Raw genomic sequence first — 26,905 nt, 5'->3', positions numbered from 1 at the left:
TTCAATAATCCAATAATTTAGCGTAGTTGTAAAATTTCCTTTATGTCTGCGATGATCTTATTGGCCAAATTGTTGGCTACTGTTTCAGAATCACCTTCGGAGTAGATACGGATTATCGGCTCCGTGTTCGAACGGCGTAAATGTACCCATTGTTTATCAAACTCTATTTTAAGCCCGTCTATAGTTGAATGTGGCTGGTCTTTGTATTTATCCTCAACCTTTAACAATAATGCGTCAATATCCATCTCAGGTGTAAGTGTGATCTTATTTTTTGAGATAAAATAACCTGGATATGATTGGCGTAATTGCGATATCGATTTGCCATATTTAGCCAGGTGCGTTAAAAATAAAGCTATTCCGGCTAAAGCATCACGGCCATAATGGAGTTCAGGATAGATGACCCCGCCGTTACCTTCGCCACCTATAACAGCGTTTACTTCTTTCATTTTATTAACCACGTTAACCTCGCCTACAGCGGAAGCATGGTATTCGCCACCAGCATCCTCAGTAACATCGCGCAGCGCACGAGTTGACGATAAGTTAGAGACCGTATTACCTTTATTGTTTTTCAGGATATAATCAGCAACAGCAACCAGCGTATACTCCTCGCCAAACATATTGCCATCCTCACAAACAAAGCAAAGACGGTCAACATCCGGATCGACAGCTATGCCCAAACTGGCATTTTTGCTCAATACTTCTTTTGATAATGCTACTAAATTTTCCGGCAAAGGCTCCGGGTTATGCGGAAACTCGCCATCAGGCTCACAAAATAATTTATGTACGGTTTTTACACCTAAGGCTTCCAATAAAGCAGGTACAAATATGCCACCGGTAGAGTTTACGCAATCAATAACTACCTTAAAGTTTGCTTTGGTTATGGCATTGACATCAACCAATGTCAGGGCCAATATCTGGTCTATGTGTTTTTGCAGATAGCTATCATCAAATCTCACTTTACCTAAAGCGTTAACATCAGCGTAGCTAAAAGCGCTGCTTTCGGCAATTTCTAAAACCTCTTTACCATCGGCATCATTAATAAATTCGCCGTCTGCATTTAATAATTTAAGGGCGTTCCATTGTTTGGGGTTATGGCTGGCGGTAAGGATGATCCCTCCGGCAGCTTTTTCTAAAGGCACGGCGATCTCGACCGTTGGTGTGGTAGACAAGCCAATATCAACCACATCAATACCCAAGCCCATTAAAGTACCCGTAACCAAGTTATTAACCATGCTGCCCGATATACGCGCATCACGACCGAGAACTATCTTTTTTATACCGGTTTTTTTAACGGCCCAGGCACCATAAGCCGAAGTGAATTTTACAATATCCAATGGCGTTAAACCATCACCAGCCGCGCCCCCAATGGTGCCACGTATACCCGAAATTGATTTTATTAATGTCAAAATTCTTACTATTAATTATACCGCAAAAGTAAGGATATTTATCCACTAGTTTGAACCTCGATTTACCGTATCCTGTGATTTTTTTGATTTAAAAATCACTTAAATAAATCATATCTATCTATTATCTTAAAATCTTCTAATCCTAAGAATCTTAGTTTATATTTACACTTTACTTTAAACGCCCATGCCCGATTATCTTCTGCAACTTGACCGGCACTTGTTCCACATCATTAACCACGACTTTGGCAACACGTTTTTTGATGTGCTGATGCCTATTTTACGCAATCGCCTGGTATGGATACCGCTTTATGTTTTCATTTTTATTTTTTGCCTTTGGCGATACAAAAAGCAGGGGCTAATAATCATTGTATTACTGGCCTTAACATTTGGCCTGGCCGATTTTGGTAGTGCTACCATTATTAAATCATTTTACAAACGGGTACGCCCCTGTAATGACCCTGCAATGGCTGCAACAATAGTAAGCCGTGTGCCGTGTGGCACTGGCTACAGCTTCCCCTCTACCCATGCCAGTGACCATTTTGCTATAGCTGTTTGCTTATCCATCGTATTTTATAAACGTTATAAATGGGTATTACCTGCAACGTTATTGTGGGCCGCGGCTATTTGTTTTGCACAAGTATATGTTGGGGTGCATTATCCTATTGATGTAACCGCAGGGGCAATTTATGGTACTTTGGTGGGGCTTTTGTTCGGGTGGATATTTTGGAAGTATTGGCCAAATTTCAAGCTTTCATAAATTATTGTGTATATTTATATTATTAAATATTTAATGGCATGACTACAATAACACTTGAGGTTCCTGATTTTCTGGAAGAAAACCATAGCGATACTGTACGTTTTTTAGCAGCTAAATTATACGAGTCTGGTAAATTATCATTAGGCCAGGCAGCAGATATGGCCAGCTTAACTAAGCAAACCTTTGCAGATATTTTGGCCGATTATGGTGTTAATTATATTAATTATTCTTTTGAAGATGTAATGGCTGATGTCGCACGAATTTCAAAATGAGTATGCAGTAATTACTGATACCAGTTGTTTTATTCTTCTCAATAAAATTGACGCATTTCCAATTCTGAATAAACTTTATTCTAATATTCTTACTACTACAGAAATTGCTCACGAATTTGGCAAGCCATTACCCAAATGGATACAAATACGAACTGTGAGTGATAGAACATTGCTAGCCAATTATGCAGAAAAAGTAGATATTGGTGAAGCTAGTGCAATTGCTCTTGCAATGGAATTATCATCGCCTTTACTAATACTAGACGACTTAAAAGGAAGAAACCTGGCGTCCCAATTAAATCTAAAATATACAGGAACTTTAGGTATTTTGATATTAGCAAAACAGCAGGGAATTATACCAATGTTAAAACCTTATTTTGAAAGAATAAAGCTGACGGATTTCAGGGTATCGTTAACACTTTTACAAACTATATTAGAAGCATCGGGCGAATAATGGTTAACACCAAGCATGAAATTTAGAATAACGCTTATATTATTTATTACTAGGGTGTTGTTATCCTCAACCATAATCTACGCCCAGCAGCCAGACACAGCAACGGCCCGATACGAAGCTGCGAAGTTGGAGATACCCCAATTAAAGCGGTTGCGCACCATACGCATCTATTTACCCAAAAGCTATACAACTTCCCATAAAAAGTATCCTGTAATTTATATGCAGGATGGCCAGAGCGCCTTTAGTAAAGGCGCTAAAGATGGTGACAACTGGTATGCCGATTCACTGGTGAACCTGATGCCTGCCGACAAGCAATGTATTATTGTTGCCATACATTCGGGCAATAATAGTAACCGGATGAATGAATATAATCCGTATTTAATCAATAATGAGGGCGCTATATATGCCCACTATGTAGCCAAGATTGTAAAGCCTTATATCGATTCTAACTATCGTACTAAAAAAGACCCTAAATACTCGGTTGTGGTTGGTAGCTCCATGGGTGGTTTAATCACCCTATATATCGCGGCAAGGTATAGTAATATATTTGGCGTGGCGGGTGTGTTTTCTCCGGCGTTTTGGTATTCGGCGGGTGCGTTTGATGCCATTGTTAAACAACCTATCAGCCTAAAGTCTAAGTTCTTTTTTGCTTGCGGCGATGCCGAAGGTAACGAGATAGCGTATGTAAACAGAATGGACACTATCCTGCTTCATAAAAAATTCGTCATAAAAAATGTACCCGCGCCGCTGGTTATTAAAGGCGGTAAACACGATGAGAAACAATGGCGCATAGCTTTCGAAGCGTTTTATAGATGGTTCACTGACAATACGTAACTTGTCCCAATCACCACCCTAAGTTGTCCCTTCCTGCCGTTACTTTTGTTATACCCATAGCCTAACTTTGAATAAACCATTTAATTAACAGATATGGAAACTATAACATTCGATAAAGACATCAAGGTGTTTTACATCACCGCTAAATCATTTCCTGACGGGGTGTTAGAAGCCCATCAAAAATTGCATGCGTTGATCCCATTCTCGACCGAAAGAAAATACTTTGGCCTATCGCGGCCAGAAAATGGCGGACAAATAATTTATAAAGCCGCTGCCGAAGAACTGCAACCAGGTGAAGGTGAAAAACTAAATTGCGAAACATTGGTTTTAAAAACAGGAAATTATCTAAGTGTGACCATTCATGATTATATGAAAGATATACCATCTATTGGCAAAACATTTGAGAAATTAACTTCGCAGCCGGATATAGATCCACAGGGTTATTGTGTAGAATGGTATATTAGCGATAAGGATCTGCAATGTATGATAAGATTAGCTGATAAATAAAATGCAAAAGTTCACCACCTTTTTAATGTTCGAGGGCAAGGCCGAAGAAGCGATGAATTTCTACACTACCCTCTTTAAAAACTCATCGATATTAAACATCACTCGTTATGATAAGAATGGCCCCGGTGCCGAGGGAACTGTAATACATGCCACATTTAGTTTGAACGGCCAGGAGTTTATGGCTATCGACAGCGCCGGCAAGCACGCGTTTACCTTTACCCCATCCATATCCATATTTGTTAATTGTGAGGATGATAACGAAATTGAGCATGCATACGCCACATTAACCGATGGCGGCAGTGCCATGATGACATTGGGTAATTACGGTTTTAGCAGGAAATTTGGATGGGTGAGCGATAAATTTGGTGTGTCGTGGCAATTAAATTTGGCATAGTATCAGATTTAAAATTACTAAGTTTCTACTGCCGTATGTCCAATATATAAAACCTGATTTGTTATGTCTGTATAATTAATTATCAGCTAACATTTAAAATTAAAAAAAGATGAAAGAGTACATGTTAATTTTCAGGCACCAGGATGGCAGTAAAATAGCATCGCCAGAACAAATGCAGATATGGATGGAAGCAACCATGAACTGGCTGAACGGCATAGCCGCTAAAGGCAAGTTTGAAGGCAAAGGCGATGGTTTGGTATTTGACAATGCCAAAGTTGTGCACCATAATAACGTGGTTACTAACGGCCCGTTTGGCGAGATCAAAGAAACCCTTGGCGGTTATGTAATTGTAAAAGCCGACTCGATTAATGAAGCTGTAGAGTTTGCCAAGGGCAGCCCCATTTTAGGTGGTGAAGGAAACACTATCGAAGTGCGCCTATTGGCCAAAGGAGATGGCGTGCATTAAACCCCATGAACAAAGAGGAGATTATCCCCCATTTATTCAGGACAGAGTACCGGAAAATAGTTTCGGTACTCTGTCGTTATTTTGGGTTTGACCAAATAGAAACTGCCGAGGATATTACAAGCGATACATTTGCTACTGCGGCCCAAACCTGGGGTATAAAAGGCTTACCGCCAAACCCTGCCGCCTGGCTATACATCGTAGCCAAAAACAAAGCAAAGAACCATTTGCAGCGTAATACTTTATTTGACAGTAAGATCTCGCCGGAAATACAAAACGCAGGCATTGGGTATTATGAAACAGAGATAGACCTGTCGCCACAAAATATTAACGACAGCCAGTTACAGATGATGTTTGCTATTTGTCACCCAGCTATCCCGCCCGAGGCTCAGATAGGATTATCCCTGCGGATACTTTGCGGGTTTGGCATTGATGAAATTGCCGATGCTTTTTTATCTAACAAAGAAACTATCAATAAACGTCTGTATCGCGCTAAAGAGAAGCTACGCAGTAAGAGGATAAAGATCGAACTGCCAAACGAAACGGAGATAAACCAACGCCTTGCCCCTGTTTTAACCACTATTTATTTGTTATTTAATGAAGGCTATTATTCGGTTAGCACCAACAAAACCCTACGTAAAGATCTTTGCCTGGAAGCCATGCGTTTGTGTACCATGCTGGTTGAAAATAAACAAACCAACAAACCGCCGGTTAATGCTTTGCTGTCACTAATGTGTTTTCATGCTTCGCGATTTGAGGCGAGGATAAAAAAAAACGGGGAACATGTTTTATATGACGACCAGGATACAAGCCTTTGGGACACCGACCTGATAAGCAAAGGAGCTTACTTTTTAAATCAATCTGCCAGCGGTACTGAAATATCTAAATATCATTTAGAAGCTACCATTGCGTACTGGCGCACTAAAAAGACCGACACTTTACATAAATGGGAAACAGTTTTGAATTTGTACAATCAATTGCTACAAATTAAATATTCGCCGATAGGGGCTTTGAACCGGATTTATGTATTATCGAAAGTCGCCGGAAAAGAAGCGGCTATTATTGAAGCCGAGCAATTAGGTTTAACTGATGACCAGTTTTACTTTACTTTGTTGGGCTATTTATATACCGATATTGATAATGAACAAGCCAAACGCCATTTGCAGAAAGCCATCGCGTTAGCAAAAACAGATATGGATAAACTGGTTATTCAGAAGAAGATCGATAACCTATAATTCTTTTTGTCATTCTGAACGGAGTGACAACTTAAACAAAATTAAATTCGAAATCGAACATCCGAAATCCGAAATTATTTACCCTCTCAACTTATCCAGCAGATCACTTAACTGCGCGGCTTCTTCGGAGGTAAGGTTGTTTTTTAGGAAATCCCTGGTTTTAAATTCGGCATCCATGGTGGCCAGGGTTTCAAGGCCCTTATCGCTAATGCGGATATCAACGGCGCGCCTGTCTTTATTGTTGGTGCAACGGGTTATCATATCCTTTTGCACCAAACGGTCAACAATGCGTGAGGCATCGCTCATCTTATCTATCATGCGTTCTTTTAGCAGGTTAACCGTGGCCGGTTTTGGGTACTGGCCTCTTAATATGCGCAAGATATTAAACTGTTGTTGCGTTAAATTATGTTTTTCAAAATGGCAGTTAAAGGTATTCTTTAACCACCCATCGGTGTACGCGATGTTGATAACCGCCTTTTGGTAGTTATCTTCAAACTTTGAACTTTGTATTTCGTCATCTATTCGCATAACTTATATTACTTCAACGATGCAAATATCTTTATTTTTTCTGTGATTTAATCTCTTCGTCTGTTTTTCCGAAATTCCATGGGCAATGCTTGCACTTATTTTGGCAGCAATAACCCCGTTTTAGATGATATGCTTCGGTAAAAACAAAGTTGCCGTCTTCGTTAATATAGTAATCTATATTTTCTTCCATTGCTGGTTTAATTAAGCAATTTAACTAATATATCTTTTCCTAAATGGGCTTTTAAATGATAACCGTTGCCATGCAGTGTCCAAACCTGCTTGGGGTTAACCCGTTTAACAGCCTCTAAAATATCGTTCCAATCAACATGGTCTGATATAAACAGCGTGTCCTCTTTATTAACCTGCAAATTTTTCCAGCCCGATGCAAACAACCGTTTCACGCCGGTAGCCTTTATATAACTATTAAACGTAAAAGGCGGCACAATATATATAAACTCATCCTGCACCTTCATCAATTTACGCCCATACATCTGGTGCTTGCCAAGCTTAATACCTGCCTGCTCATATATCTGGTTAATGGGCATGATTTTATGATGTACCAGCACTTTTTTCTGCGGGGCATGGTCATTTATCATCCTGATTAAACGCTGGCTCTTACCTAAGCCATACGCACCTAGCAGGATATTACTTTTTATACCATTCAATTTTTTTATCTCCTCAACCGGGTCGGGATGAATGATTTTCGGATCTGCAAAAGTACTTTCTGTTATCAGCACATCGGCATTGACCCACTCGATAGGGTCGCAGGTGGCATCGGGTTGTATTTTATAATCGCCGGTATATAGATAACTTGATCCTTCGTATTCCATCAGCACCATTGCAGAGCCCAGCATGTGCCCGGCTGATACAAAAGTTATAGTGACACCTTTTATGGTAAATGGCTGATTGTAGCCGACAATATTAAACACCTGTGCCGCCGACCTATGGTATCGCAAATGCATAAACTCGCGTGTGGGCCTGGTGCAATAAACGTCTTTATTGCCACTAACCGCATGGTCTGCATGAGCGTGCGATATTACGGCTGTTTGCACAGGCTGCTGCGGGTCCAGGTAAAAATCACCGTATTTGCAGTAGATGCCGTTGGCGTTAATAGCGATGAAGTCGTTGAGGATACTCATATTAGTGTTGTCATTTCGAGCGAAGGGAGAAATCTATACATAGCTAGGTTACCAAGCACGTGTATAGATTTTTCGCTATGTTCAAAATGACATGTTTTATTTATTTTATGGGGTTGCAAGTTGTAAAAACGCTTCATGCAATTCCAATATCTGCGGTATCAGTAACTGCGTTTCGTTATTTTCAATTATATAATCTGCCAATTCACGTTTTTTGGCTTCTGTAAACTGTTTGGTTTCGCGGGCCTCAACTTCGGTGCGGATTATGTGGTCGCGTTTGGTTACGCGGTCTATACGCAGCTCTAAAGGCGCTGTAACTAACAATGAATAATCGCACATTTTATAGGATGTGCTTTCAAACAACAAAGCAGCTTCCTTGATAACATAAGGCACATTTTTAATATCGGCCACCCAGGTATCAAATGCCCTGAATACCGCAGGGTGTGTCAATGCGTTTAACTTTGCCAGTTCTTTATCATCGTTAAAAACAATGTTAGCTATGTATTTACGGTCAAGGTTGCCATCGGCCAGGTAAGCGGCATCGCCAAAGGTTTTTTTTATGTCGGCTATCAATACAGGATCGGCAGTCATTATGTTTTTAGCTGCGGCATCTGCATAAAAAACAGGGATGCCTAATACCTCGAACATTTTGCTGACCGTAGTTTTGCCGCTGCCTATATTACCGGTGATACCTATTTTAAGCATTACTTTTTAACAATAAAGTCAATATTGCGGGGTTCGACATTTACAATTTTACAATAGGCAGGCAGCCGGGTAACCTTAACCGGCAACGTGTTATAGCCATACACGCGCCATAAGTTAAGATCGGCTTGTGCTTCAAAAAGATCTTCATCAAGCTCGGTATATCTGTTTAAAGAGGTTGTAATAGTTACTTTTACCTTTTGGGGGAATACCTTCACATTAAAAAAATCAACATTGCCCACCAGCTTAACCGGTAACTCCAGAGTTTTCTCGGTAAATTCATCAACCGGTATATTTACTTGTACCGTTTTTGGGTAAATGCTGATATTACCTTCGGCAGATGCTTCCAGGTTAATTTGTGTGCTTACGTTTTCGCCAATATTTTTTAGCGATAAGGAGTCTGTACGCCAATATTTAATCTTATCAATACGGTTACTGGGGCCGCTTATAGTAACATAAGCCGGTTTAATTACCACATCGCCAGATTGGGTGTACTGTTGTTGGTATTTTACTGATTTTACCAATTGCACTGGTACACGGCGTACGCTGCGATTTGTAAAATCAAAATAAAGTGTATCAGGCGTAATAGCGGTTATTTGATTATCCAACGCTTTTTCCGAGTTAATTTCTGCCAGTTGCGCGCTCAATACAACATAGGCCTCGCTATCCAACTTACTCAAATCAACCTTAATTATATGATTCTGCTCGTTTATTTTCGAAAGCAGCATTTGCCAGCCGCTACCCTTTACAGTAACACTAACCGTATCAGATTGCAATGAATGAAATGCCCGTTTTAGCGGAGCATTTTTAAAGGCCAATATCTCCCTTACGTTATAATTATAAGTGGTTGACAAGGTAACAACTATCCAGGCACAAAGCGCCAGCACCAGGCACGTAATAAATGCCGATGCCCGCCTGCGTTCTGTTGCTGATAGTTTTATTATGGCCATATTATTTAGCTAAAAGCCGAAAGCGGAAAGGTAAAAGCTAGTATGCTTTTCTTTCCGCTTTGTTAAAATTTATTCTATACAAAAGCTTTATGCTTTAAGCCCTTTGCTTATTTAGTAGATACCGGCGTAGTTAAAGCCTTTGAGTCATCTAAAGATATTGCAGATTTATTAAAACGAAGTTTGTGTCCTCCTTCGGTTTCAATTAAAAAGGTTGCATCAGCAACTTCAATAATTTTACCGTGCATGCCAGATGTAGTGATAATCTTATCGCCTTTTTTTAAATCGTTAACAAAATTCTTTTGATCTTTTTGCTTTTTAATTTGCGGACGGATCATGAAGAAATAAAACACTACAACGATTAGTATTAGTGGCAAAATTGAGCCGAAACTGCCCAGGGGCCCGCTGGCTTGTAGTAAAATAGTTGCTATCATTTTAATTATTATTTTGTAAGTACTTCGCCAATTAAATGCACAATGCTTTGTGGTGGTTGGCTGTTTGCGGTAACTGTTATTAATTTATCTTGTAAGCCAGATTTGCCGGCACTGTCAAACGTTACGGCTATTGAAGCTGTATCGCCAGGCATTACCGGTTTTTTGGGCCATATTGGTGTAGTACACCCGCATGATGCTGTTGCATTGGTTATGATGAGTGGTGATTTACCGGTATTGGTAAACGTAAAGCTATGCGACACCTTTTCGCCTTGTTTTATTTTACCAAAATCATAGCTATCTTTTTCATACCTGATGTCAGATCCATCGGTAGTAGCTACTACAGTTTTTTTGTTAGTTTGATTGCAAGCCATTAACGCGCTTGCCATAAATAAGCTTAAAATCAGTTTTTTCATGCTGCTATTCAATTAATCCTCTACCTATTTTATTAATTTTCTTTTCGGCTTTTAGTTCGAATAAAATCTTGTCTAATATACCGTTAATAAACGAATTGCTTTTTGGCGTACTAAACTCTTTTGATATCTCCAGATACTCATTAATAGTAACCTTAACGGGGATAGATGCAAAGTTAACAAATTCGGCAATAGCCATTTTCATTAACAGGGTATCCATCATAGCAATACGTTCCGGCTCCCAATTTTGGGTTTTCGCGCTTATTAGCGCCTGGTAATCTTTATCGTAACGTACAGAAGTTTCTAATAACTTAACAATAAAATCTTTATCCTCTTCCCAGTTACCGGTTACTTCGGCCAGTTTGTTTTTTACCGGCTCATCAAAAGCAAAGTTTTTAAACGTTTTAGCTATAAGCGCTTGTAATACATCTTTATCAACCGGCCAAAAAATAAACTTCTCTTCAAAAACCTGGTCGGCCAGGGTTGATTTTAGTATGATTTTTTTAAAAATAAATTTAATAATATCCTTATCCGTTTGGATGGTATCGCCTGTTTTCTGCAGGTATTCTGCATATTCGGGCGCGGCTTTAAGATTGGTAAATAAGGTCTTAACCAATTCGGGCTCAAAGGTCCACTCTACTTTATATTTTTTTATACCGGCCAAAAACTCTTTGTTTTGGTTTAATGATATGGCAAACCTGTTGGTGAGTATTTTAAGGTTGGCATTCAAATCATCGGCAGTAGGCAGGTGCTTGTGTGCACGTTCTGTTGCATCCCTGTCTGCGTAACCTACCACTTCTGATATCAGGGATAGCATCCAAATATACATTTCGTATACCTGGTCTATACTTTGCAATAAGTTTTTTTCCTGCTGTTTAATATTAACCGCATCAGTTTGATGAAATGCGTATAATGACTGTAATACTTTTACCCGTAGGTGCCTTCTGTTTAACATTTTTGTAAGAACGATTTAGGAATGAATCCTGTTTGTGATTTATTTAATAGCTAGATTTTACTTTGTTAATGTCTGTAATACGTTTTTCAACAATTTTGTTTGCAGCTTGTATGGTAGAAATACTTTCGGCCTTTGAAAGTTTTAAAACATTGCGCGTAGCTTCATAAATATTTTCGGTTAGCTGTAATGAGCGTTTTTTTGTAAAGCCCATCAACTCCGAGTAGCAGTTAATAACCCCACCTGCGTTTATAACGTAATCCGGGGCAAATATTATGCCTTTGTCCAATAATAATTGTCCGTGTATTTCTTCATCTTCCAACTGGTTATTGGCCGATCCGGCTATAATAGCGCATTTAAGCTTGTTTATAGTTTCTGTATTAATAGTACCGCCCAACGCGCATGGCGAATAGATGTCGGCATCAATATCAAAAATGGTATTGTTAGATATGGCTTCGGCACCATATTTTTTTGATATCTGCCGTGTACGGTCCTCGTCAATATCGCTTATGTAAACTTTTACATTTTCATCGCGCAGCAACTTTACCAGGTTTTCGCCTACATGGCCTATGCCTTGTACTATAACCGATTTACCGGTCAGGCTATCCGTACCAAAAACTTCTTTTACCGATGCTTTTATGCCCATAAAAACACCCATTGCGGCTATTGGGGCCGGGTCGCCGCTGCCGCCAATACTTTCTGGTAAACCGGCAACATGCTCGGTTTCCATACGGATATACTCCATATCGCGTGGATTGGTGCCTACATCTTCGCCGGCAATAAACTCGCCGTTAAAGTTTTTTACAAAGCGGCCAAACTTACGCATCAGTGCTTCGTTCTTGTCTTTGCGCGAGTCGCCGATAATAACCGCGCTGCCGCCACCCAGGTTAAGGCCTGATATGGCTGCTTTATAAGTCATGCTTCTTGAAAGACGCAAAACATCGGCAAGAGCTTCGTTTTCGGTTTTATAAGTCCACATGCGGATACCACCCAAAGCAGGGCCGAGTATAGTATTGTGTATTGCTATGATTGCTTTTAAGCCGGTATCGGGGTCGCTGCAGTAAACAACTTTTTTATGCCCACAGTCTTCCAGCTGGCTAAAAATTGAATCGGTGGCGTTGGTGCTCGGCATGTATTGTTTTTAAGGCGCAACAAAAGTAGCTATTTTTTTTACGCAACAAAGGTTTTTAATAGGTAAATGTAGCGATGGGTTTAAAACACATTGCTACGGGTGAGCTAAAAAATAAATTTATATTTGATGTATGAGCGTTATCACCCAAACTGCCCGACTGATTATCAGAGAGTTTTTACCCGAAGAAATGGAGACTTACCTAACCCATTTTACAGATGAAAAGGTTGCACTTTATCTACCAAAAAGGAGTCGCGAGGAGCGTATTAACATTTTTAATAATGCTTTAAGCCAATATCCCGTAACCAAAACCGCAGGCATTTGGGGGATGTTTGACCTAACCAGTAACGAATTTATAGGCAGTTGTCTGCTACGCCCTTTTAATGATGACTTAACGATATTGGAGTTAGGCTACAGCATGGAACAAAAATACTGGGGACAAGGCATTGGCACCGAAATGGCCCTTGCAATGGTTGACCACGCATTTGCGGATGAGTCCATAATAGCAATTGTGGCGGTTACTACATTAGAAAACATAGGATCGCAATGTGTACTTGAAAAAGCAGGGTTAAAGCGTGAGGGTGATTTGGTTAGAGGTGGAGAAGAATTGGCATTTTTTAGTTTAAAACGTTAACAACAGCTTTCTTTACACAACCATTTACTGTATTTTTGCTTACGGGCTTCCAGTCTTATCGGCCCTCCGAACTATAATTAATGAAAGATCTCGCATACCTAAATAAATTCTTTGTTAAATATCGGTGGCACCTTATACCGGGTGTGGTGTTTGTTATTATATCCAATATTTTTAGTGTGTTACCTGCCCAGGTTATCCGTGTGGCGTTTGATCTGGTTACAGAGAATATTGGCACCTACCAGCTATTTGCCGGCTTTAACCGCCAGAGCATGATCTATGATATTTTTGGATCGAGCTTATTATTGTTTGGCGCTTTAGTTTTGGTGCTGTCGCTGATAAGAGGTTTGTTTTTATTTTTTATGCGACAAACCATCATCCTCATGTCGCGCCATATTGAATACGACCTCAAGAATGAGATCTATAGCCATTATCAGGATCTATCCCTGGCCTTTTATCGCCGCCACAATACCGGCGACCTGATGAATCGTGTGACCGAGGATGTAAGCCGCGTGCGCATGTACCTGGGGCCGGGCATTATGTACACCATTAATACCGTAGTGCTTTTTGTGCTGGTTATTTACGCCATGCTTACGGTAAACGTTAGGCTGGCTGTTTTTTCGGTATTGCCACTGCCCATATTGGCGGTTATTATTTATTATGTAAACAACATTATTAATTTCCGCAGCGAGAAGATACAAGAGCGGTTATCTGCCCTATCCAGCTTTGTGCAGGAAAATTTTTCGGGTATCCGTATCATGAAATCGTACGTGCGCGAAAGCTCTGTTCGTGAAAAATTTGCTTTAGAAAGCGATGATTATAAAATGCACTCCATGGAACTGGTAAAAGTGCAGGCCGCCTTCTACCCTACCATGTTGTTATTGGTTGGCCTTAGCAACGTTATTACCATATTTATTGGCGGCATTGAGGTAATGAAAGGCACTATCACCCCAGGTAATATTGCCGAGTTTTTGGTATATCTTAACCAACTTACCTTCCCGGTAATGGCGTTGGGTTGGGTAACATCGCTGATTCAGCGTGCCGCGGCTTCACAAAAACGTATTAATGAGTTTTTGCACCAGGAACCGGAGATCATATCGCCCGATGTACCTAAACGTATTATAAATGGATTGATCGAGTTTAAAAATGTATCATTTATTTATCCCGATACCGGCATACAGGCTTTAAAGAATGTATCATTCACCGCGCACCCCGGCGAGATGGTAGCTATTATCGGCCGTACGGGTTCGGGTAAATCAACCATTGCTAATTTATTGCTGCGGATGTATGATACTACCAGTGGCGAAATATTAATTGATAACGAACCTGTAAAACAGCTTAACCTGGAAGGTTATCGCGCGCAAATAGGTTTTGTACCGCAGGAGGTATTTTTATTCTCGGACACTATTGCCAATAATATCGCCTTTAGTGCCGATGTATTAAATATGCCCATAGTTGAGCAAGCTGCTAAGGATGCCGCTGTTTATAATAATATTATAGAGTTAGACAAAGGTTTTGAAACGCTGATTGGCGAGCGCGGCATTACCTTATCGGGCGGGCAAAAGCAGCGGGTATCTATAGCACGGGCCATTGTTAAGCATCCGCAGATATTGGTTTTTGATGATTGCCTATCGGCTGTTGATACCCGGACGGAGGAAGAAATATTGCAAAACCTGGGATATATTATGCAAGGTAAAACAAATATTATTATTGCGCATCGCATATCAACCATAAAAAATGCCGATAAAATATTAGTGATGGATAACGGCGAAATAATTGAACAAGGCCACCACGAATACCTTATACAACAGAAAGGAACCTACTTTGAACTGTATGAAAAGCAGCTACTTGAGGAGGAAGAGGTGCCCGGCAGTTAAAATTATAAGTAACATTTATATATAAATGTTTAAAAAAAGACAATAATATTTGTTTTAATACTTGCACTTTAAAAATTTATTTATATTTATGCCTAACAAAACTAAACTACAACAACAATAAGCATGGGAGATTTTGACAACAGAGAGCGCGAAGAGGTTTTTTCAAAGAAGGTAAGGGCAGGTAAAAGGACTTATTTTTTTGATGTAAAGGCAACACGGTCAAACGATTACTACGTAACAATTACTGAGAGCAAAAAGAGATTGGAAGACGGGGTATTTATCAAACACAAAATATTTTTATACAAAGAAGATTTTGAAAAATTTGTTGAAGGACTAAACGGAACAATTGACTACATTAAAGAGAACCAGGAAGTAGTTGAAAAACGTTACGAGTTTAGTGAATCTGGCGAACCGGCCAAAGCAACCGCTGACGATGATTTTTCATTTGATAACTTATAGAGTAAAACCAAACTAAAACTTATTATAATCCTAATAAAAAAGACCTGCCAATTGGCGGGTCTTTTTTATGTTTATGTGTTTTTACCGGTGCATTATAAAAGCAGCTATTATTATACCTCCTATTATTATTAAGCCATACAGGCACAAAACAGCAATCAGTATGATACCTTTGATCTTAAAAAATAATTTTAGTTTGCCGAATGCAATGCTTAGCTGTATAGAATCTCCAAGCTCTACAGCTTGTTTTACACCGTCGCCAAATTGATATAGGTTAAGCGAGATAAAAAAGTATACAACTGCAAGTGATCCATATAAAATAAAACCGCCTACACCGCCAATAATAGCCGGAAAATGTCTTGTGCTTTGAGAATATGGTGACAAAGTTGACATAGCAGACATAAATGCCCCGAAAAAAAAGGCTAGTAACATTAAAAATCCCGAACCTATAAAGCCCATTATGCCCAGGAACTTGGCCCATCTGCCGGTTTCATGTAAAAAAAATTGTGCGTCTTGTAATAATACTAGCCCTACTGGTTGGGCAGGGATAATTGGTTCATTAGTTTCTTCCATTGTTTTAGATTTAAGTTTAGCTAAAGTTATAAACTATTTAAAAAGAAACAAGCTAACTCACTAAAATTAAGGCTGTAGCCTATGCACCACCGCGGCATGCTGTACAACAGGATGCAAAATATCATGCATAATGATAGATGCTATACTGAAATAGATAATCAGCCCGGTTACATCTACCAGGGTAGCCACAAACGGCGCGGATGATGTTGCCGGGTCGGCACCTAATTTTTTTAATACCAACGGCAGCATAGAGCCTGCTAATGAACCCCAAAGTACAACACCTATTAATGCAAATCCTACTGTAAATGCTATAAGCAGCCAGTGCGGCCCGTAAACGGTGCTAAACATGCTCCATACACTTATCCTAAAGAAACCTATGATCCCTAAAATCATACCCAACATCAATCCCGAAAGCAACTCGCGGCGCATAACACGCCACCAATCAGCAACAGTTACTTCGCCTAATGCCATGGCCTGTATAATTAATGTTGATGCCTGCGAGCCGCTATTACCCCCGCTTGATATGATCAGCGGTAAAAAGAAAGCTAAGGCAACAACCAAACCTATTTCATCGCCAAAATACCCCATGGCGGTGGCAGTTAGCATTTCGCCTAAAAATAAAACAATGAGCCAGCCTACACGCTTTCTCACCAGTTTAAACAGGTTAATATCCAGGTAAGGCTCATCCAATGCCTCGGTACCACCAATTTTTTGGATATCTTCGGTATACTCCTCATTAGCTATCCAAAGGATATCATCCACGGTAACAATACCTAGTAATATGTTTTCATCATCAGTAACCGGCAACGCGGTACGATTGTTCATCCTGAAAATATTGATGGCTTCCTCCTGCGGATCAGTAGCTTTTAATGCGATGAGCCTGCCATCCATCAACTGGCTTATTTTGGTATCGGGGTCAACCAATAATATTTCGCGTATGCGGATATCGTCCAATAAAACGCCTTTATCGCCCAAAACATAAATTACGTCAATGGTTTCAGAGTTTTTACCAAATTTTCGGATATGCTCCAGCACGCGGTTAACGTCCCAGCTTTTTTTAACAGCGATGTAGTCGGGCGTCATTAAGCGGCCCACGCTATCTTCTTTATAACCTAACAGAGATAATGTTTCTTTCCTATCGGCCGGCGAAAGGTGTAGTATCAGCGCTTTTACCGCATCGCCATGTAATTCGCCCAGGAAAGCGGTACGATCATCGGGCGGCAGTTCAGTAATGATCTCAGAAATTTTTGTACCGGGCAGTTTTTTTATGATACGTTCCTGCGTAGGGAAATCCAGGATCCGGAACACATTAACCGCGCGGTTAATGGATAAAATTTCAATAAACAATGGGCCATATTCCGGAAGTTCGTCTATCAGTTCTTCAACGTCTGATATATTAAGGTTGTTAAGATAGTCGCGCAGCGGTTGTTTATCGTTTTGCTCCAGCAACAATTCTATTTGTTCAACCATTTCTTCCATAATATCGCCTCTTTTTTACATGGGTTTACTGTTCCTGTTTAACTGCTGCAAAAGTCGTTTATTTTTTCAAATTATAAGGTAGTATTTTCTGTTATCTTTGCGTTTTTTAAAAGATACAAGGATCAAGAAACAAGAGCCAAGACTTGTCCTGATTCTTGCATCTTTACTCTTGATTCTTAAAATAAAAATATGGCTTTACAATGTGGTATAGTAGGTTTGCCAAATGTGGGTAAATCAACTCTTTTTAATTGCTTATCAAATGCTAAGGCGCAGGCGGCTAATTTTCCGTTTTGTACCATCGAGCCAAATGTGGGCGTAATTACTGTTCCGGATGAGCGGTTGGTAAAACTAACAGAAATAGTACAACCAAAATCAATTGTGCCAAACACAATTGAAATTGTTGATATAGCCGGCCTTGTAAAAGGTGCCAGCAAAGGCGAAGGATTGGGCAACCAGTTTTTAGGTAATATACGCTCAACCAATGCTATTTTACACGTATTGCGTTGCTTTGATAATGACAATGTTATACACGTTGATGGCAGCGTTGATCCTATCCGCGATAAAGAAATTATTGATACTGAGCTGCAATTAAAAGACCTTGACAGTATTGAAAAGAAAATACAAAAGGTTGAGAAAATGGCTAAAACCGGTGGCGACAAAGAGGCAAAGAAAACCTTTGATGTGCTTACCGTTTATAAAGAACATTTGTTAAAAGGCAAATCAGCCCGTACTGCCCCGGTTGCTGACGAGGACAAAGAATACATTGCCGACCTATGGCTATTAACCGCGAAACCGGTACTCTACGTTTGTAATGTTGATGAAGCATCTGTAAATACTGGCAACGCTTATGTTGATAAAGTTAAAGAAGCTGTAAAGGATGAGAACGCGGGTGTATTAGTAATATCGGCACAAATTGAAGCCGAAATTGCCGAGCTGGAATCTTTCGAAGAACGCGAAATGTTTTTGAATGATATGGGCCTGACTGAGTCGGGCGTTAATAAGCTGATTAAAGCCGCTTACAAGCTGCTTCACCTGGCTACCTACTTTACCGCCGGTGTGCAGGAAGTACGCGCCTGGACCATAACCCAGGGCTTTACAGCCCCACAAGCGGCAGGTGTTATCCATACCGATTTTGAAAAAGGCTTTATCCGTGCCGAGGTGATTAAATATGATGACTTTGTAAAATACAACGGATCTGAAGCAGCCATAAAAGAAGCCGGAAAATTAGGTATTGAAGGCAAAACCTATGTTGTGGTGGATGGGGATGTAATGCACTTCCGTTTTAACGTGTAAGTTAGATTCAAGAATCAAGAGATAAGAATTAAGACTGATCTTTTTCTTGACTCTTGATTCTTAACTCTTAACTCTATCCTCTCTTTAATGTAATCACCGTAATCTCCGGCCAGATCCCTACCCTGCCTTTAAGGCCCAGGAAACCAAAGCCGCGGTTAACGTACAGGTATCTGTCTTTTTGTTTGTAAAGGCCTGCCCATTGCTTATAAACATATTTAATGGGGCTCCATTTAAAACCAAACAACTCAATACCAAACTGCGCGCCGTGGGTATGACCCGCAAGTGTTAAATGGATATGTTTTAAATGATTTAATGTTTTGGCCTCCCAATGCGATGGATCATGCGACATCAGAATTTTAACCTGATTATCGTCAACATTTTTAACAGCGTTTTCCAAATTGCCGTATTTATGGAACCCGCCCTTGCCCCAGTTTTCTACGCCTATTAAAGCTATTGACTGACCATCTTTTTCAATTTTCACTGATTCATCCAACAGTAGTCGGAAACCAATTTTTTTATGAACGCCTTTTAAATCAACTAAATTATTGGCTTTTGCAGCTTCACTATCCCATTTCATATAGTCGCCATAATCATGATTGCCTAATACGGAATATTTGCCGTAAGGCGCTTTTAATTTGGCGAATGTGGTTATCCACGGGTCCATTTCGGATGCCTGATTGTTTACCAAGTCGCCGGTAAACAGTATCAGATCGCTATGCTGGGCGTTAACCAGGTCGATGCCTTTATTAACCCCTTTTTCGCTGGTAAAACTGCCGGCATGGATATCAGATAGCTGCGTTATCTTAAAGCCGTCAAAAGCTTCGGGCAGGTCAGGGAAATATAGGGTTTCCTTATGTACCTGGTAATGGTGTCTTCCTCTTGTCAACCCAAACAACAAACCAACAAACGGAATAGCGGCAACAATCAGCGCAAGCTCACTCACCCAAACACTACGCGGCGGGAAACCTTGAAATAGCCGGACAACATCTTCAATAAGCAGAACCGGTGTCCCCAATATCTTCGGAACTGCGGATAACAACAGCAGCGACATCAGCCAGGAAACCGCACGTTGCGCACTGCCCCTTTTGCGGCCGAAGATGGTGAAAACAACTCCGGCCAAAATCAAAATATCAGCCGACCAATAAGCCCAATGCCAGGCCGGAATTGCTGTCAACGTTTCGACAGCGGTGTAGAAATAAACATCGGCAAACAGCCAAAGTAGTATTATGTAGAGAACTCTTTTCTTCATTATATAGGGGTAGACGACTGACTACCGATAATATTTTAAATTAAATCAAAAACTTGGTCACACCTGTGTCATTGCTTTTACCGGTAGTAAAAATTACCATTTATCGGGCATTGGGCGTTTTACCGGTAGTAAAAAATGGCGTTTTCCGGGTATCGGGCTTAATACCGGTAGTAAAAAATGGCGTTTATCGGGCATTAAGGTTTATATCGGTAGTAAACATTTTAGTTAAGTTGTTTAAAATCAAATATTTAACAAAACAAGCCGTGGCTTTTACCGGATTTACCAATTGTAAAAATTGATGCATAAAGTATTACAAAGTACGTTTTGGGGAATCAATCAAAGATACGAAAAATGGGTCGCTTATAAAAGTAGAGCTGCCCTGCCCTTGTAATTTTATATTTAAACCCGAACCCATACAGGTAAAATCAATTTTATATATTTGCCCCACAATTGCTCCCGTAGTTCAATGGATAGAATTATGGTTTCCGGTACCATCGATATGAGTTCGAATCTCGTCGGGAGCACAAAAGTTACTATGAAATAAAAGATTAATCGTATTTAATCGTATCAACCAAGTAACCATTGGGGGATGATCAAATAGTTCTATTGAAGTTATTCGTAGGTTGAATAATAAAGCTTTTTTAATTTAATATTTAATCTTATAACAGTATTAATTAATCAGCGTAATAAGTCTGAAGTGTTTGTTTATACAGATCAATCAACTTGGTTTTTATTTCTATTTTATCAAACTCCGTGATCAATTTCGCAGAAATTTGAACACTTTCTTCATAAAATGAACTGTCTGCTAAAAGGCGATGTGTTATCCTTATAAAATCATTCGTATCGGCCGCTTTAAGGTATGGGCTGGTGTATAAACTTGTATACTCCGGAATATCCCTGAATACTACCGGTAAACCCGCTGCTGCTGCTTCTAAAGGTGCCAAAGGGCAATTTTCCTGGTAAGAAGGAAATAGAAAAACATCTGCGGCTGCATACATAGGCGACATATCTTCCAACGCCTTTAAACCGGTAAAAAATATATTGGAGGGGGCGTTTTCTATCCGATTGTTGATCCGCTGGATGCCTTCAGTGAACATGCCCCAGGGGCGACCGCCAACCCATACAAATTTATGGTTCGGCATGGCCGCAGCCATATCAATAAAATCTTCCACCCCTTTTCTTTCCTGTAATTGCCCAACCCCTAATATTAATTTTTCATCTAACTTAATCCCTAATAGCTCCCTGCCTTTTTTTCTGTTTTCAATTGTTCTTGCCCAATTTTCTGTCAATACCGGGTTATGGATTCGTATGATGTCAGATTTTACACCCAAATCCTTGATGGCTTTTTCAACCGTAGGTGAAATGGCGATCACGACATCGGCAAAAGAATAAACCAGTTTTAAGTATAAGCTGGTCAGTGGTAACAGTTGTTTCCAAAAAGGAATAGTACCCTTACTCGAGTCCGGTATAACATGGGCAGTTAGTATCCGTCTTCCTTTATAGTTTCTACCCTTCCAGAAATAATAAGGCCCGTAAGTATGCGAATGGAAAACATTCCCTTTTCCTTTCCCATTGATAGTGAGGATAATATCCCGATCACCGGCCAGCAGTTCCATTAATTCAATATAGGCGGTATGTACGCCCTGCCCTTGAGTGACCCAGGCGGTTTCGGAAACCATATGCAGCCTGATCAACCGCTCCTTTTCATATTGCAGCTTTTCCTTGATCTTCTTTTTTTCCTTTAAAACGGTGTTTAGCTTAGATATGCTATAGATGGATATGATCAATAAGACTACGGCTAAAGCCTCATATCGAAAAGTGTTCAGTTTAGCCACAACTTCATTCCAATAAGGGCCAAATATTTCTCCAAGCGTTACATAGGTTGTGCATACCAGGACGGAGGAGATACAGGCGATAGGAATGAACCATTTCGGCTTTAAGCGTAAAAGCCCGGAAGCTACGGAAGTATAACCCCGTATAAAGGGCGTAATCCTGAACAAAAATACTGCCCACCAGCCGCCTTTAGTAACTTTTACCTCTAACCGGTCAAGTGTCGCAGTTGATAAAGGAATCCATTTCGGCTTATGTGCCATCAGGTAATTGCCGAAAAAATAAAACAGGAGGTACAAGGTCATCGTTCCTGTAAAATCTGCACCTATAATGGTCAGCAGAACTAAAAAGAAAAAAAGTATCCCTTTATAGGATAAGTAACCAGCGAATAACATCAGCAGCTCATTGGGTAAAGGAATAGGTACGCCTATTTCCTGCAAATAAATTAATAGAAATATAGCCAGGTAACTATAGTCGCTGATATATTGAACGATTTGTGGGGGCATGTTTATAAATTAAAAATCGGGACTAAAACTGAAACGGAGGCCATAAGGAGTTGTGCCGGGATGATCGAGATAATTAAATCTGCGGATCACATCGATCCGTATCAATTTAAATATATTTCCTATACCAACTCCTGCTTCTATATAAGGCGTGCTACCTAATGAATAGGTTCCCGATGAGCCATTTAAGCTGGCCGGGAATTTATATAAATTAGTGGTATAGCGCGGATTATTTTCATTGCGCAGGCCCCCATATAAAATTTTAAGAGAAAAAAACTCCCTGAGTTTAAGATGATCTACTAATGGTATTTTATTTAGAAAAAAACCATCAAAACTATGCGTTAGGTTTAACCCAACGTAATGATCGCTGACGAACTCTAAAAAGTTCATCATATTGTAAGCGTTAGGGTCATACAGGTAGGTTTGATTGGCGGGAATAATATTCAGCAAGGGGAACGGAACCTGGCCGAGTAAAACCCCTCCCTGGAGCGTAATATCGGTATACCCCAACTGTGATAAATAAAAGCGCTTAAAGATATTTGCGCTTACATTCGTATAACTATAAGATCCGTTAAGCAATCCGCTGAACGCGTGGTTAATTTGCAGACTAAAAATGGGGTATTTACTTTCGATGGTATGCCGGTACATGGTACCCTGCATAATATGTTCATTAGGTGCATACTTTAGGCCCAGATCAAGTTCAGTAGTGGTTAAACTTAGTACCGGGCTGTTTGCTTGATTATTGACCTGGTAATTTAGGGCCCCTGCAGGTCGCTGGTTCCAGTTCTTAAATTCAACATTATAGGAAAAGTGATTTTCGAAATCCTTTATATAATCGATTCTGAAAATTTTATTATATAACCAAAAATCACTCGTCCCCCTTCGGATCGATAACAGTATACTTTGCTCTTTTTCAATTAAAAAGTTTTGCCCAGGTATATCCATGTCATACTGGTAGCTTACTTTCAGATAATCATTGGGGAACTGGTAATAAGGTTTTTGGTTAAAGGAAAAGGAACCACCAAAGTAATATTTTAATTGCTGATCCTTAATGCCATAAGCGGAATAGCCTTCTAAATATATGGACTTATTAAACAAAGGTGTTGTTCTGCCGCCTATCCGGAACCTGGAGCCTTCGACAGAATTAAAAGAATAGGTGGCATCGAACGGTCCCGCCTGTACCGCCCCTAAATCGGCATAGCCCCCGGTAATTGTTGATGCGATCCAGGTCGCCCTTTTAAAGGATGGCATATTTTCCAATCTATTGAAATCGGCATATACTTTAACTTGCCGGGAGGTAAGGGTATCCGGACGATGTTTTTGCCAATAGCCGGAATCAGCCTGGTTTGAATTTATGGCAGTTTGAGAACTTTTACCCTCATAAAACAAGGCAGGTAGCGGTGTGTTCAATTTATAATGCTCATAAAATACCGCCCGTTCACCAAATAACCCTATACCTTTATCTTTCAAAATACCAAAATCAGTTTTTACATCACTTTTAGTAAGATAATAACGCCCATCAGGATACTTTTTAAAATCCTGGCGAACCTTCAGACTTCGCATGAAATTGATATTGATTTGTTTATTGACGTTTAGCTCACAGGACTCCACAGCATAATGCCCGTCCATGGTGACCATTAATTTTCCTTCAAATAACAGGTCCCCTTTATTTCGGGGTGTAAAACTAATCTCGACCAATTTTTCTTTGCCCGATTGTACAGTATCTGTAATAAAGAACTTGTAAAAATCTGGGGCATGATTAGCAACCGGGCTTAGGAACTGGTTAGTAAGGATGAAAATATTATTGTTATAAATATCTATATTGTTACCATATAATCGGTTAAGGTAGGTGTCCAGGCCAACAGTATCGACAAATTTGATGATGTTGATTTCCTTTTGCGCATTCAACACCTGTACAGATTTGATCGGATTTTTTCGATAATAATACTGGTAGCGTTTTTCACTAAAGTAAACCGGCAGCGATGTTTGTGCTTGTCCGTTGATAATTTGTGCTGTATCCAGCATAAATTTGTATTTACTGAAAAAATGGCTGTTAAGCAGTTTGGGCGAAAGATGGAAAAGGGATAACGCTAATCGTTCGTATTGATCATATTGCAAATAATCCGCGCTTTCCATCCTGTTTTGGTCTTTATGATTAATCACCTGCTGAATGAGTTCAACGGCCGGGTTTCCTTTGTTTCGATATCGTTTACTTTTGCCCGAAGTAATCATTACCTCTTTAAGCTGGGTTTGGCTCCTCTGGAGCCGGATTTGCAGTCCAGTAAGCTGGCCCGGTTTTATTGTTTTTGTTACGATTTGATAGCCTATATAGGAAATAGTAATGCTGCTGAATGAACCAGGCGCACTTAAAACGAACTTGCCCTGTCCGTCAGACATGGTTTCATAACTGCTGCCGGTAAAGCCTATACTAATAAAAGGAAGTAATTGACCTGAAACAGCATCAGTAACCTGGCCGCTCACGCGGGTAACTTTTAAACTATCCTCCTTTTTTATAAGAGTGTCTTTTTGCTGGGCTGCACACCATAAAGGAGCAATAATCAACACAAAAACATATAATTCTTTCAACTTATTATGGCACACAAAATTCAAACTCGGAAACATAGCAGATCATTTATATTTAGTTCTATTGCACCTCGTTAGTAATTCATCAATTAAAGTGAATTGTTAGAAGCAAAAAGACCGTTGCGTATCTGTATTGTCAAATAAGTGTTTGAAATGTATAATAAGAATATATTGGCCCAAATATATTTGCCAATTCTGTACTAATATTGAATTATTAGGGCTGCCCATATTTCGGCGTGGCGGGTTACTACTTATAACTGAATAGGATTTAATTGCCTGTTTGGACATGATTCTGTCCTTGTTAACGGAAATACGGAGCCATTGACCACCTTATGATCGTAAGAAAAAAATCAAAAAAATGCAGTCTGCTTTATCCTACCGTTTTTTACTTCATATGTTAAAGCCGCTCGGAGGGAACGGCTTTAATAATGGATCTTTAATTCCTCAGAACGGATGCAGAGGCAGGCGGAAATTCAGCGCCATGCTGTTTGATATAACCATAACAGGAAATAGGCTTGCGGCCGCTAATGGATAAAGTTGCATGGCCTAAGTCCGAAATGTCCAGTTTCAGTTCCCGAACGGCACCAAAATCACCCACATTGGCCCCGGACGGACGGATGGTTACCAACCAGCCTCCGTTCTTTTCGGGGATTGCCTGGTAAGTAAACCGCGTACAGGTCAACGAACTGTCGGCGGCCGCCGCCTGCGTGTTGGCGCGCTTATAGCCCGGCAGGTGCGCTACAAGGGTATCTTTGGAAATATCGAGGACGTATCCGACGGGTAATGCCTCGCCGCCTCGTTTTGTATCCGTTCGCTTAGATGCAACAAATGTATAACTTCCACTGTTAACCAGGCTTTTTACTTCCTCCATCTTGGTGGCCTTGTCACTTTCGGTGACCTGCGCACCTGCATGTTTCGCCCCAAGCAATGCCAGGGCAAACACCGTCAATAATTTACCGATGCTTTTCATAGCTTCTTATTTAACTTCATAAAGTCGCGCAAACACCGTTCCAGTAAGTATCTTAAAGCTGGTCGGGGGGGCTTCTTTTTTTATTTTCCCCTGATTTAAGTTGAGATCTCTTTTTCAAATATTTGCTCATCCCTATAGTTGCACCAGACAGCCGGCGCACCAGTGATATCATTATTGATTTAAAGGATTTATCACCTTCGTTAATTTTATGTTATATTCGTTTTAAATTAAAAACTCTGTGAGCACTATTCATTTACTTGACGATGATGGATTAACCCAACTGCTTCGGGATGGAAATGAATTAGCATTTACAGAGATCTATAACCGGTATTGGGATAAGTTATATTACGTTGCTTATAAGTTATTAAAGGATACAGAAGCAGCCGAAGAAATTGTTCAGGATGTTTTTTTTATCCTTTGGAAAAAAAGAGAAACGCTGGCAATAAAATCTTTAGCTGCTTACCTGGCTTCAATGACCCGCTACTCGGTTTATCGATTTATCTCAAAAGAAAAAAATACTAAAAAGCAGGAAGATATTATTGGACGATTAGGCATTGCGGCCACATCCGAAATGGATGTCGACAATAAAATACTCTTAGAAATAATTACAGAATTATCAAATAAACTGCCAGAGAAATGCCGCCTTGTATTTCAATATAACAAACTACAGGACATGTCGCTTGCTGACGTTGCCGAGCAATTAAACATGTCACAAAAAACTGCCGAAGGACACCTAACAAAAGCGCTAAAAGTAATACGGACCAGCCTGGGTAATTTTTTAATCTTCATATTGTAGGCAACCTCCCTATAATTTGGCCTAACTGCACAGGCCCTCTATTTAATTTCAAAAAAAATCATTTTGCACCAAGGGTATTTTGCCCCCACCATACTCTATAGTATAAAA

The 26,905-nt window shown here is 40.0% G+C and carries 30 protein-coding genes and 1 tRNA gene; 15 read left to right on the top strand and 16 right to left on the bottom strand.

The features are described from left to right. Window positions 1-17: 17 nt before the first annotated feature. Window positions 18-1,406, bottom strand: a complete 1,389-nt coding sequence (gene glmM / locus JWQ34_RS12080; RefSeq protein ID WP_299357528.1) for a phosphoglucosamine mutase — start codon at window positions 1,404-1,406, stop codon at window positions 18-20. 184 nt (window positions 1,407-1,590) lie between these two features. On the opposite strand from glmM, the gene JWQ34_RS12075 reads away from it, so the two are divergent. From JWQ34_RS12075 to JWQ34_RS12040, 8 genes are all read left to right on the top strand, one after another. Further along, the gene (locus JWQ34_RS12075; RefSeq protein ID WP_299357527.1) at window positions 1,591-2,163 is read left to right on the top strand and encodes a phosphatase PAP2 family protein; all 573 of its coding nucleotides are present in this window, start codon (window positions 1,591-1,593) and stop codon (window positions 2,161-2,163) included. A gap of 38 nt (window positions 2,164-2,201) precedes the next feature. Next, a complete protein-coding gene (locus JWQ34_RS12070; RefSeq protein ID WP_299357526.1) occupies window positions 2,202-2,435 on the top strand; it encodes a UPF0175 family protein in 234 nt (77 codons plus the stop codon). Then, window positions 2,413-2,886 (top strand): DUF3368 domain-containing protein, encoded by a 474-nt coding sequence (locus tag JWQ34_RS12065; protein WP_299357525.1) that lies wholly within the window; start codon window positions 2,413-2,415, stop codon window positions 2,884-2,886. The genes JWQ34_RS12070 and JWQ34_RS12065 overlap by 23 nt, the downstream gene beginning before the upstream one ends. Before the next feature lie 15 nt (window positions 2,887-2,901). Then, the gene (locus tag JWQ34_RS12060) at window positions 2,902-3,720 is read left to right on the top strand and encodes an alpha/beta hydrolase-fold protein (RefSeq protein WP_299357524.1); all 819 of its coding nucleotides are present in this window, start codon (window positions 2,902-2,904) and stop codon (window positions 3,718-3,720) included. A gap of 93 nt (window positions 3,721-3,813) precedes the next feature. After that, entirely contained in the window at window positions 3,814-4,227 is a 414-nt protein-coding gene (locus tag JWQ34_RS12055) for a transcriptional regulator (protein WP_299357523.1), read from the top strand. Between the two features lies 1 nt (window position 4,228). Further along, a complete protein-coding gene (locus JWQ34_RS12050) occupies window positions 4,229-4,621 on the top strand; it encodes a VOC family protein (protein WP_299357522.1) in 393 nt (130 codons plus the stop codon). A gap of 109 nt (window positions 4,622-4,730) precedes the next feature. Further along, a complete protein-coding gene (locus tag JWQ34_RS12045; protein WP_299357521.1) occupies window positions 4,731-5,087 on the top strand; it encodes a YciI family protein in 357 nt (118 codons plus the stop codon). A 5-nt stretch (window positions 5,088-5,092) separates the two neighbouring features. Next, entirely contained in the window at window positions 5,093-6,319 is a 1,227-nt protein-coding gene (locus JWQ34_RS12040) for a DUF6596 domain-containing protein (protein WP_299357520.1), read from the top strand. Window positions 6,320-6,397: 78 nt separating this feature from the next. Here the strand turns inward: JWQ34_RS12040 and JWQ34_RS12035 are convergent, their stop codons facing one another. The 9 genes from JWQ34_RS12035 to JWQ34_RS11995 all read right to left on the bottom strand — a co-directional run bounded on the left by JWQ34_RS12035 (window position 6,398) and on the right by JWQ34_RS11995 (window position 12,560). Beyond that, the gene (locus JWQ34_RS12035) at window positions 6,398-6,847 is read right to left on the bottom strand and encodes a MarR family transcriptional regulator (protein WP_299357519.1); all 450 of its coding nucleotides are present in this window, start codon (window positions 6,845-6,847) and stop codon (window positions 6,398-6,400) included. A 31-nt stretch (window positions 6,848-6,878) separates the two neighbouring features. Then, window positions 6,879-7,037, bottom strand: coding sequence for a DUF5522 domain-containing protein (locus JWQ34_RS12030; RefSeq protein ID WP_299357518.1), 159 nt, complete (start codon window positions 7,035-7,037; stop codon window positions 6,879-6,881). Window positions 7,038-7,044: 7 nt separating this feature from the next. Further along, window positions 7,045-7,986, bottom strand: coding sequence for an MBL fold metallo-hydrolase (locus JWQ34_RS12025; RefSeq protein ID WP_299357517.1), 942 nt, complete (start codon window positions 7,984-7,986; stop codon window positions 7,045-7,047). A 105-nt stretch (window positions 7,987-8,091) separates the two neighbouring features. Next, entirely contained in the window at window positions 8,092-8,688 is a 597-nt protein-coding gene (gene coaE / locus JWQ34_RS12020) for a dephospho-CoA kinase (protein WP_299357516.1), read from the bottom strand. Then, on the bottom strand, window positions 8,688-9,635 hold the full coding sequence (locus JWQ34_RS12015) for a CdaR family protein (protein WP_299357515.1): 948 nt from the start codon (window positions 9,633-9,635) through the stop codon (window positions 8,688-8,690). Before JWQ34_RS12015 ends, coaE begins: the two co-directional genes overlap by 1 nt. Window positions 9,636-9,742: 107 nt before the next feature. Then, a complete protein-coding gene (gene yajC, locus JWQ34_RS12010) occupies window positions 9,743-10,066 on the bottom strand; it encodes a preprotein translocase subunit YajC (RefSeq protein ID WP_299357514.1) in 324 nt (107 codons plus the stop codon). Window positions 10,067-10,074: 8 nt separating this feature from the next. Then, on the bottom strand, window positions 10,075-10,479 hold the full coding sequence (locus JWQ34_RS12005) for a DUF1573 domain-containing protein (protein ID WP_299357513.1): 405 nt from the start codon (window positions 10,477-10,479) through the stop codon (window positions 10,075-10,077). A 4-nt stretch (window positions 10,480-10,483) separates the two neighbouring features. Then, entirely contained in the window at window positions 10,484-11,431 is a 948-nt protein-coding gene (gene nusB / locus JWQ34_RS12000; RefSeq protein WP_299357512.1) for a transcription antitermination factor NusB, read from the bottom strand. A gap of 43 nt (window positions 11,432-11,474) precedes the next feature. Continuing rightward, complete coding sequence (locus tag JWQ34_RS11995; protein ID WP_299357511.1) at window positions 11,475-12,560, bottom strand: Glu/Leu/Phe/Val dehydrogenase; 1,086 nt, start codon at window positions 12,558-12,560, stop codon at window positions 11,475-11,477. Between the two features lie 130 nt (window positions 12,561-12,690). Here JWQ34_RS11995 and JWQ34_RS11990 point away from each other — a divergent pair, with 130 nt between their 5' ends. From JWQ34_RS11990 to JWQ34_RS11980, 3 genes are all read left to right on the top strand, one after another. Beyond that, window positions 12,691-13,191 carry a GNAT family N-acetyltransferase gene (locus tag JWQ34_RS11990; RefSeq protein ID WP_299357510.1) on the top strand — a complete coding sequence of 167 codons (501 nt, stop codon included), beginning with the start codon at window positions 12,691-12,693 and terminating at the stop codon, window positions 13,189-13,191. An 80-nt stretch (window positions 13,192-13,271) separates the two neighbouring features. Beyond that, window positions 13,272-15,065, top strand: coding sequence for an ABC transporter ATP-binding protein (locus JWQ34_RS11985; protein WP_299357509.1), 1,794 nt, complete (start codon window positions 13,272-13,274; stop codon window positions 15,063-15,065). A gap of 123 nt (window positions 15,066-15,188) precedes the next feature. After that, on the top strand, window positions 15,189-15,524 hold the full coding sequence (locus JWQ34_RS11980; protein ID WP_299357508.1) for a DUF3276 family protein: 336 nt from the start codon (window positions 15,189-15,191) through the stop codon (window positions 15,522-15,524). Window positions 15,525-15,605: 81 nt separating this feature from the next. Here JWQ34_RS11980 and JWQ34_RS11975 read toward each other — a convergent pair whose 3' ends face one another. Further along, the gene (locus JWQ34_RS11975; RefSeq protein WP_299357507.1) at window positions 15,606-16,094 is read right to left on the bottom strand and encodes a hypothetical protein; all 489 of its coding nucleotides are present in this window, start codon (window positions 16,092-16,094) and stop codon (window positions 15,606-15,608) included. 66 nt (window positions 16,095-16,160) lie between these two features. Continuing rightward, window positions 16,161-17,573, bottom strand: a complete 1,413-nt coding sequence (gene mgtE, locus JWQ34_RS11970) for a magnesium transporter (RefSeq protein ID WP_299357506.1) — start codon at window positions 17,571-17,573, stop codon at window positions 16,161-16,163. 189 nt (window positions 17,574-17,762) lie between these two features. On the opposite strand from mgtE, the gene ychF reads away from it, so the two are divergent. Beyond that, window positions 17,763-18,866 carry a redox-regulated ATPase YchF gene (gene ychF, locus JWQ34_RS11965; protein ID WP_299357505.1) on the top strand — a complete coding sequence of 368 codons (1,104 nt, stop codon included), beginning with the start codon at window positions 17,763-17,765 and terminating at the stop codon, window positions 18,864-18,866. A 73-nt stretch (window positions 18,867-18,939) separates the two neighbouring features. Here ychF and JWQ34_RS11960 read toward each other — a convergent pair whose 3' ends face one another. Continuing rightward, window positions 18,940-20,115 (bottom strand): metallophosphoesterase, encoded by a 1,176-nt coding sequence (locus tag JWQ34_RS11960; protein WP_299357504.1) that lies wholly within the window; start codon window positions 20,113-20,115, stop codon window positions 18,940-18,942. A gap of 65 nt (window positions 20,116-20,180) precedes the next feature. Between JWQ34_RS11960 and JWQ34_RS11955 the strand changes: the two genes are divergently transcribed. Together JWQ34_RS11955 and JWQ34_RS11950 are read left to right on the top strand one after the other, a co-directional pair. Next, window positions 20,181-20,414 (top strand): hypothetical protein, encoded by a 234-nt coding sequence (locus JWQ34_RS11955; RefSeq protein WP_299357503.1) that lies wholly within the window; start codon window positions 20,181-20,183, stop codon window positions 20,412-20,414. 153 nt (window positions 20,415-20,567) lie between these two features. Beyond that, window positions 20,568-20,639, top strand: a tRNA-Arg gene (locus JWQ34_RS11950). Window positions 20,640-20,789: 150 nt separating this feature from the next. Here the strand turns inward: JWQ34_RS11950 and JWQ34_RS11945 are convergent. The 3 genes from JWQ34_RS11945 to JWQ34_RS11935 form a co-directional block, all read right to left on the bottom strand. Continuing rightward, window positions 20,790-22,451: a glycosyltransferase gene (locus tag JWQ34_RS11945; protein WP_299357502.1), complete on the bottom strand. Its 1,662-nt coding sequence runs from the start codon at window positions 22,449-22,451 to the stop codon at window positions 20,790-20,792. 9 nt (window positions 22,452-22,460) lie between these two features. Further along, window positions 22,461-25,034: a DUF5686 family protein gene (locus JWQ34_RS11940; protein ID WP_299357501.1), complete on the bottom strand. Its 2,574-nt coding sequence runs from the start codon at window positions 25,032-25,034 to the stop codon at window positions 22,461-22,463. 433 nt (window positions 25,035-25,467) lie between these two features. Continuing rightward, the gene (locus JWQ34_RS11935) at window positions 25,468-26,001 is read right to left on the bottom strand and encodes a DUF4251 domain-containing protein (RefSeq protein WP_299357500.1); all 534 of its coding nucleotides are present in this window, start codon (window positions 25,999-26,001) and stop codon (window positions 25,468-25,470) included. Between the two features lie 238 nt (window positions 26,002-26,239). Here JWQ34_RS11935 and JWQ34_RS11930 point away from each other — a divergent pair, with 238 nt between their 5' ends. Then, window positions 26,240-26,797 (top strand): RNA polymerase sigma-70 factor, encoded by a 558-nt coding sequence (locus JWQ34_RS11930; protein ID WP_299357499.1) that lies wholly within the window; start codon window positions 26,240-26,242, stop codon window positions 26,795-26,797. The last annotated feature ends 108 nt before the right edge of the window (window positions 26,798-26,905 follow it).

The sequence above is a fragment of the Mucilaginibacter sp. genome (genome assembly GCF_028288185.1).
GTDB lineage: Bacteria > Bacteroidota > Bacteroidia > Sphingobacteriales > Sphingobacteriaceae > Mucilaginibacter.
Note: the sequence above shows the minus strand (reverse complement) of the source record. Positions and strands in the feature narration are given on the sequence as shown.

Excerpts from the sequence above, each read along its gene's own strand:
- mgtE (WP_299357506.1), bottom strand. The coding sequence starts at position 17,573 with ATGGAAGAAATGGTTGAACAAATAGAATTGTTGCTGGAGCAAAACGAT.
- JWQ34_RS12070 (WP_299357526.1), top strand. The coding sequence starts at position 2,202 with ATGACTACAATAACACTTGAGGTTCCTGATTTTCTGGAAGAAAACCAT.
- JWQ34_RS12030 (WP_299357518.1), bottom strand. The coding sequence starts at position 7,037 with ATGGAAGAAAATATAGATTACTATATTAACGAAGACGGCAACTTTGTT.
- JWQ34_RS11995 (WP_299357511.1), bottom strand. The coding sequence starts at position 12,560 with ATGCCGAGCACCAACGCCACCGATTCAATTTTTAGCCAGCTGGAAGAC.
- JWQ34_RS11990 (WP_299357510.1), top strand. The coding sequence starts at position 12,691 with ATGAGCGTTATCACCCAAACTGCCCGACTGATTATCAGAGAGTTTTTA.
- JWQ34_RS12025 (WP_299357517.1), bottom strand. The coding sequence starts at position 7,986 with ATGAGTATCCTCAACGACTTCATCGCTATTAACGCCAACGGCATCTAC.
- JWQ34_RS12055 (WP_299357523.1), top strand. The coding sequence starts at position 3,814 with ATGGAAACTATAACATTCGATAAAGACATCAAGGTGTTTTACATCACC.
- JWQ34_RS11975 (WP_299357507.1), bottom strand. The coding sequence starts at position 16,094 with ATGGAAGAAACTAATGAACCAATTATCCCTGCCCAACCAGTAGGGCTA.
- ychF (WP_299357505.1), top strand. The coding sequence starts at position 17,763 with ATGGCTTTACAATGTGGTATAGTAGGTTTGCCAAATGTGGGTAAATCA.
- JWQ34_RS12005 (WP_299357513.1), bottom strand. The coding sequence starts at position 10,479 with ATGAAAAAACTGATTTTAAGCTTATTTATGGCAAGCGCGTTAATGGCT.
- JWQ34_RS11945 (WP_299357502.1), bottom strand. The coding sequence starts at position 22,451 with ATGCCCCCACAAATCGTTCAATATATCAGCGACTATAGTTACCTGGCT.
- JWQ34_RS11980 (WP_299357508.1), top strand. The coding sequence starts at position 15,189 with ATGGGAGATTTTGACAACAGAGAGCGCGAAGAGGTTTTTTCAAAGAAG.
- JWQ34_RS11960 (WP_299357504.1), bottom strand. The coding sequence starts at position 20,115 with ATGAAGAAAAGAGTTCTCTACATAATACTACTTTGGCTGTTTGCCGAT.
- JWQ34_RS11935 (WP_299357500.1), bottom strand. The coding sequence starts at position 26,001 with ATGAAAAGCATCGGTAAATTATTGACGGTGTTTGCCCTGGCATTGCTT.
- JWQ34_RS12060 (WP_299357524.1), top strand. The coding sequence starts at position 2,902 with ATGAAATTTAGAATAACGCTTATATTATTTATTACTAGGGTGTTGTTA.
- JWQ34_RS12065 (WP_299357525.1), top strand. The coding sequence starts at position 2,413 with ATGTCGCACGAATTTCAAAATGAGTATGCAGTAATTACTGATACCAGT.
- JWQ34_RS12075 (WP_299357527.1), top strand. The coding sequence starts at position 1,591 with ATGCCCGATTATCTTCTGCAACTTGACCGGCACTTGTTCCACATCATT.
- coaE (WP_299357516.1), bottom strand. The coding sequence starts at position 8,688 with ATGCTTAAAATAGGTATCACCGGTAATATAGGCAGCGGCAAAACTACG.
- JWQ34_RS12040 (WP_299357520.1), top strand. The coding sequence starts at position 5,093 with ATGAACAAAGAGGAGATTATCCCCCATTTATTCAGGACAGAGTACCGG.
- JWQ34_RS12035 (WP_299357519.1), bottom strand. The coding sequence starts at position 6,847 with ATGCGAATAGATGACGAAATACAAAGTTCAAAGTTTGAAGATAACTAC.
- JWQ34_RS12045 (WP_299357521.1), top strand. The coding sequence starts at position 4,731 with ATGAAAGAGTACATGTTAATTTTCAGGCACCAGGATGGCAGTAAAATA.
- nusB (WP_299357512.1), bottom strand. The coding sequence starts at position 11,431 with ATGTTAAACAGAAGGCACCTACGGGTAAAAGTATTACAGTCATTATAC.
- JWQ34_RS12050 (WP_299357522.1), top strand. The coding sequence starts at position 4,229 with ATGCAAAAGTTCACCACCTTTTTAATGTTCGAGGGCAAGGCCGAAGAA.
- JWQ34_RS12015 (WP_299357515.1), bottom strand. The coding sequence starts at position 9,635 with ATGGCCATAATAAAACTATCAGCAACAGAACGCAGGCGGGCATCGGCA.
- yajC (WP_299357514.1), bottom strand. The coding sequence starts at position 10,066 with ATGATAGCAACTATTTTACTACAAGCCAGCGGGCCCCTGGGCAGTTTC.
- JWQ34_RS11985 (WP_299357509.1), top strand. The coding sequence starts at position 13,272 with ATGAAAGATCTCGCATACCTAAATAAATTCTTTGTTAAATATCGGTGG.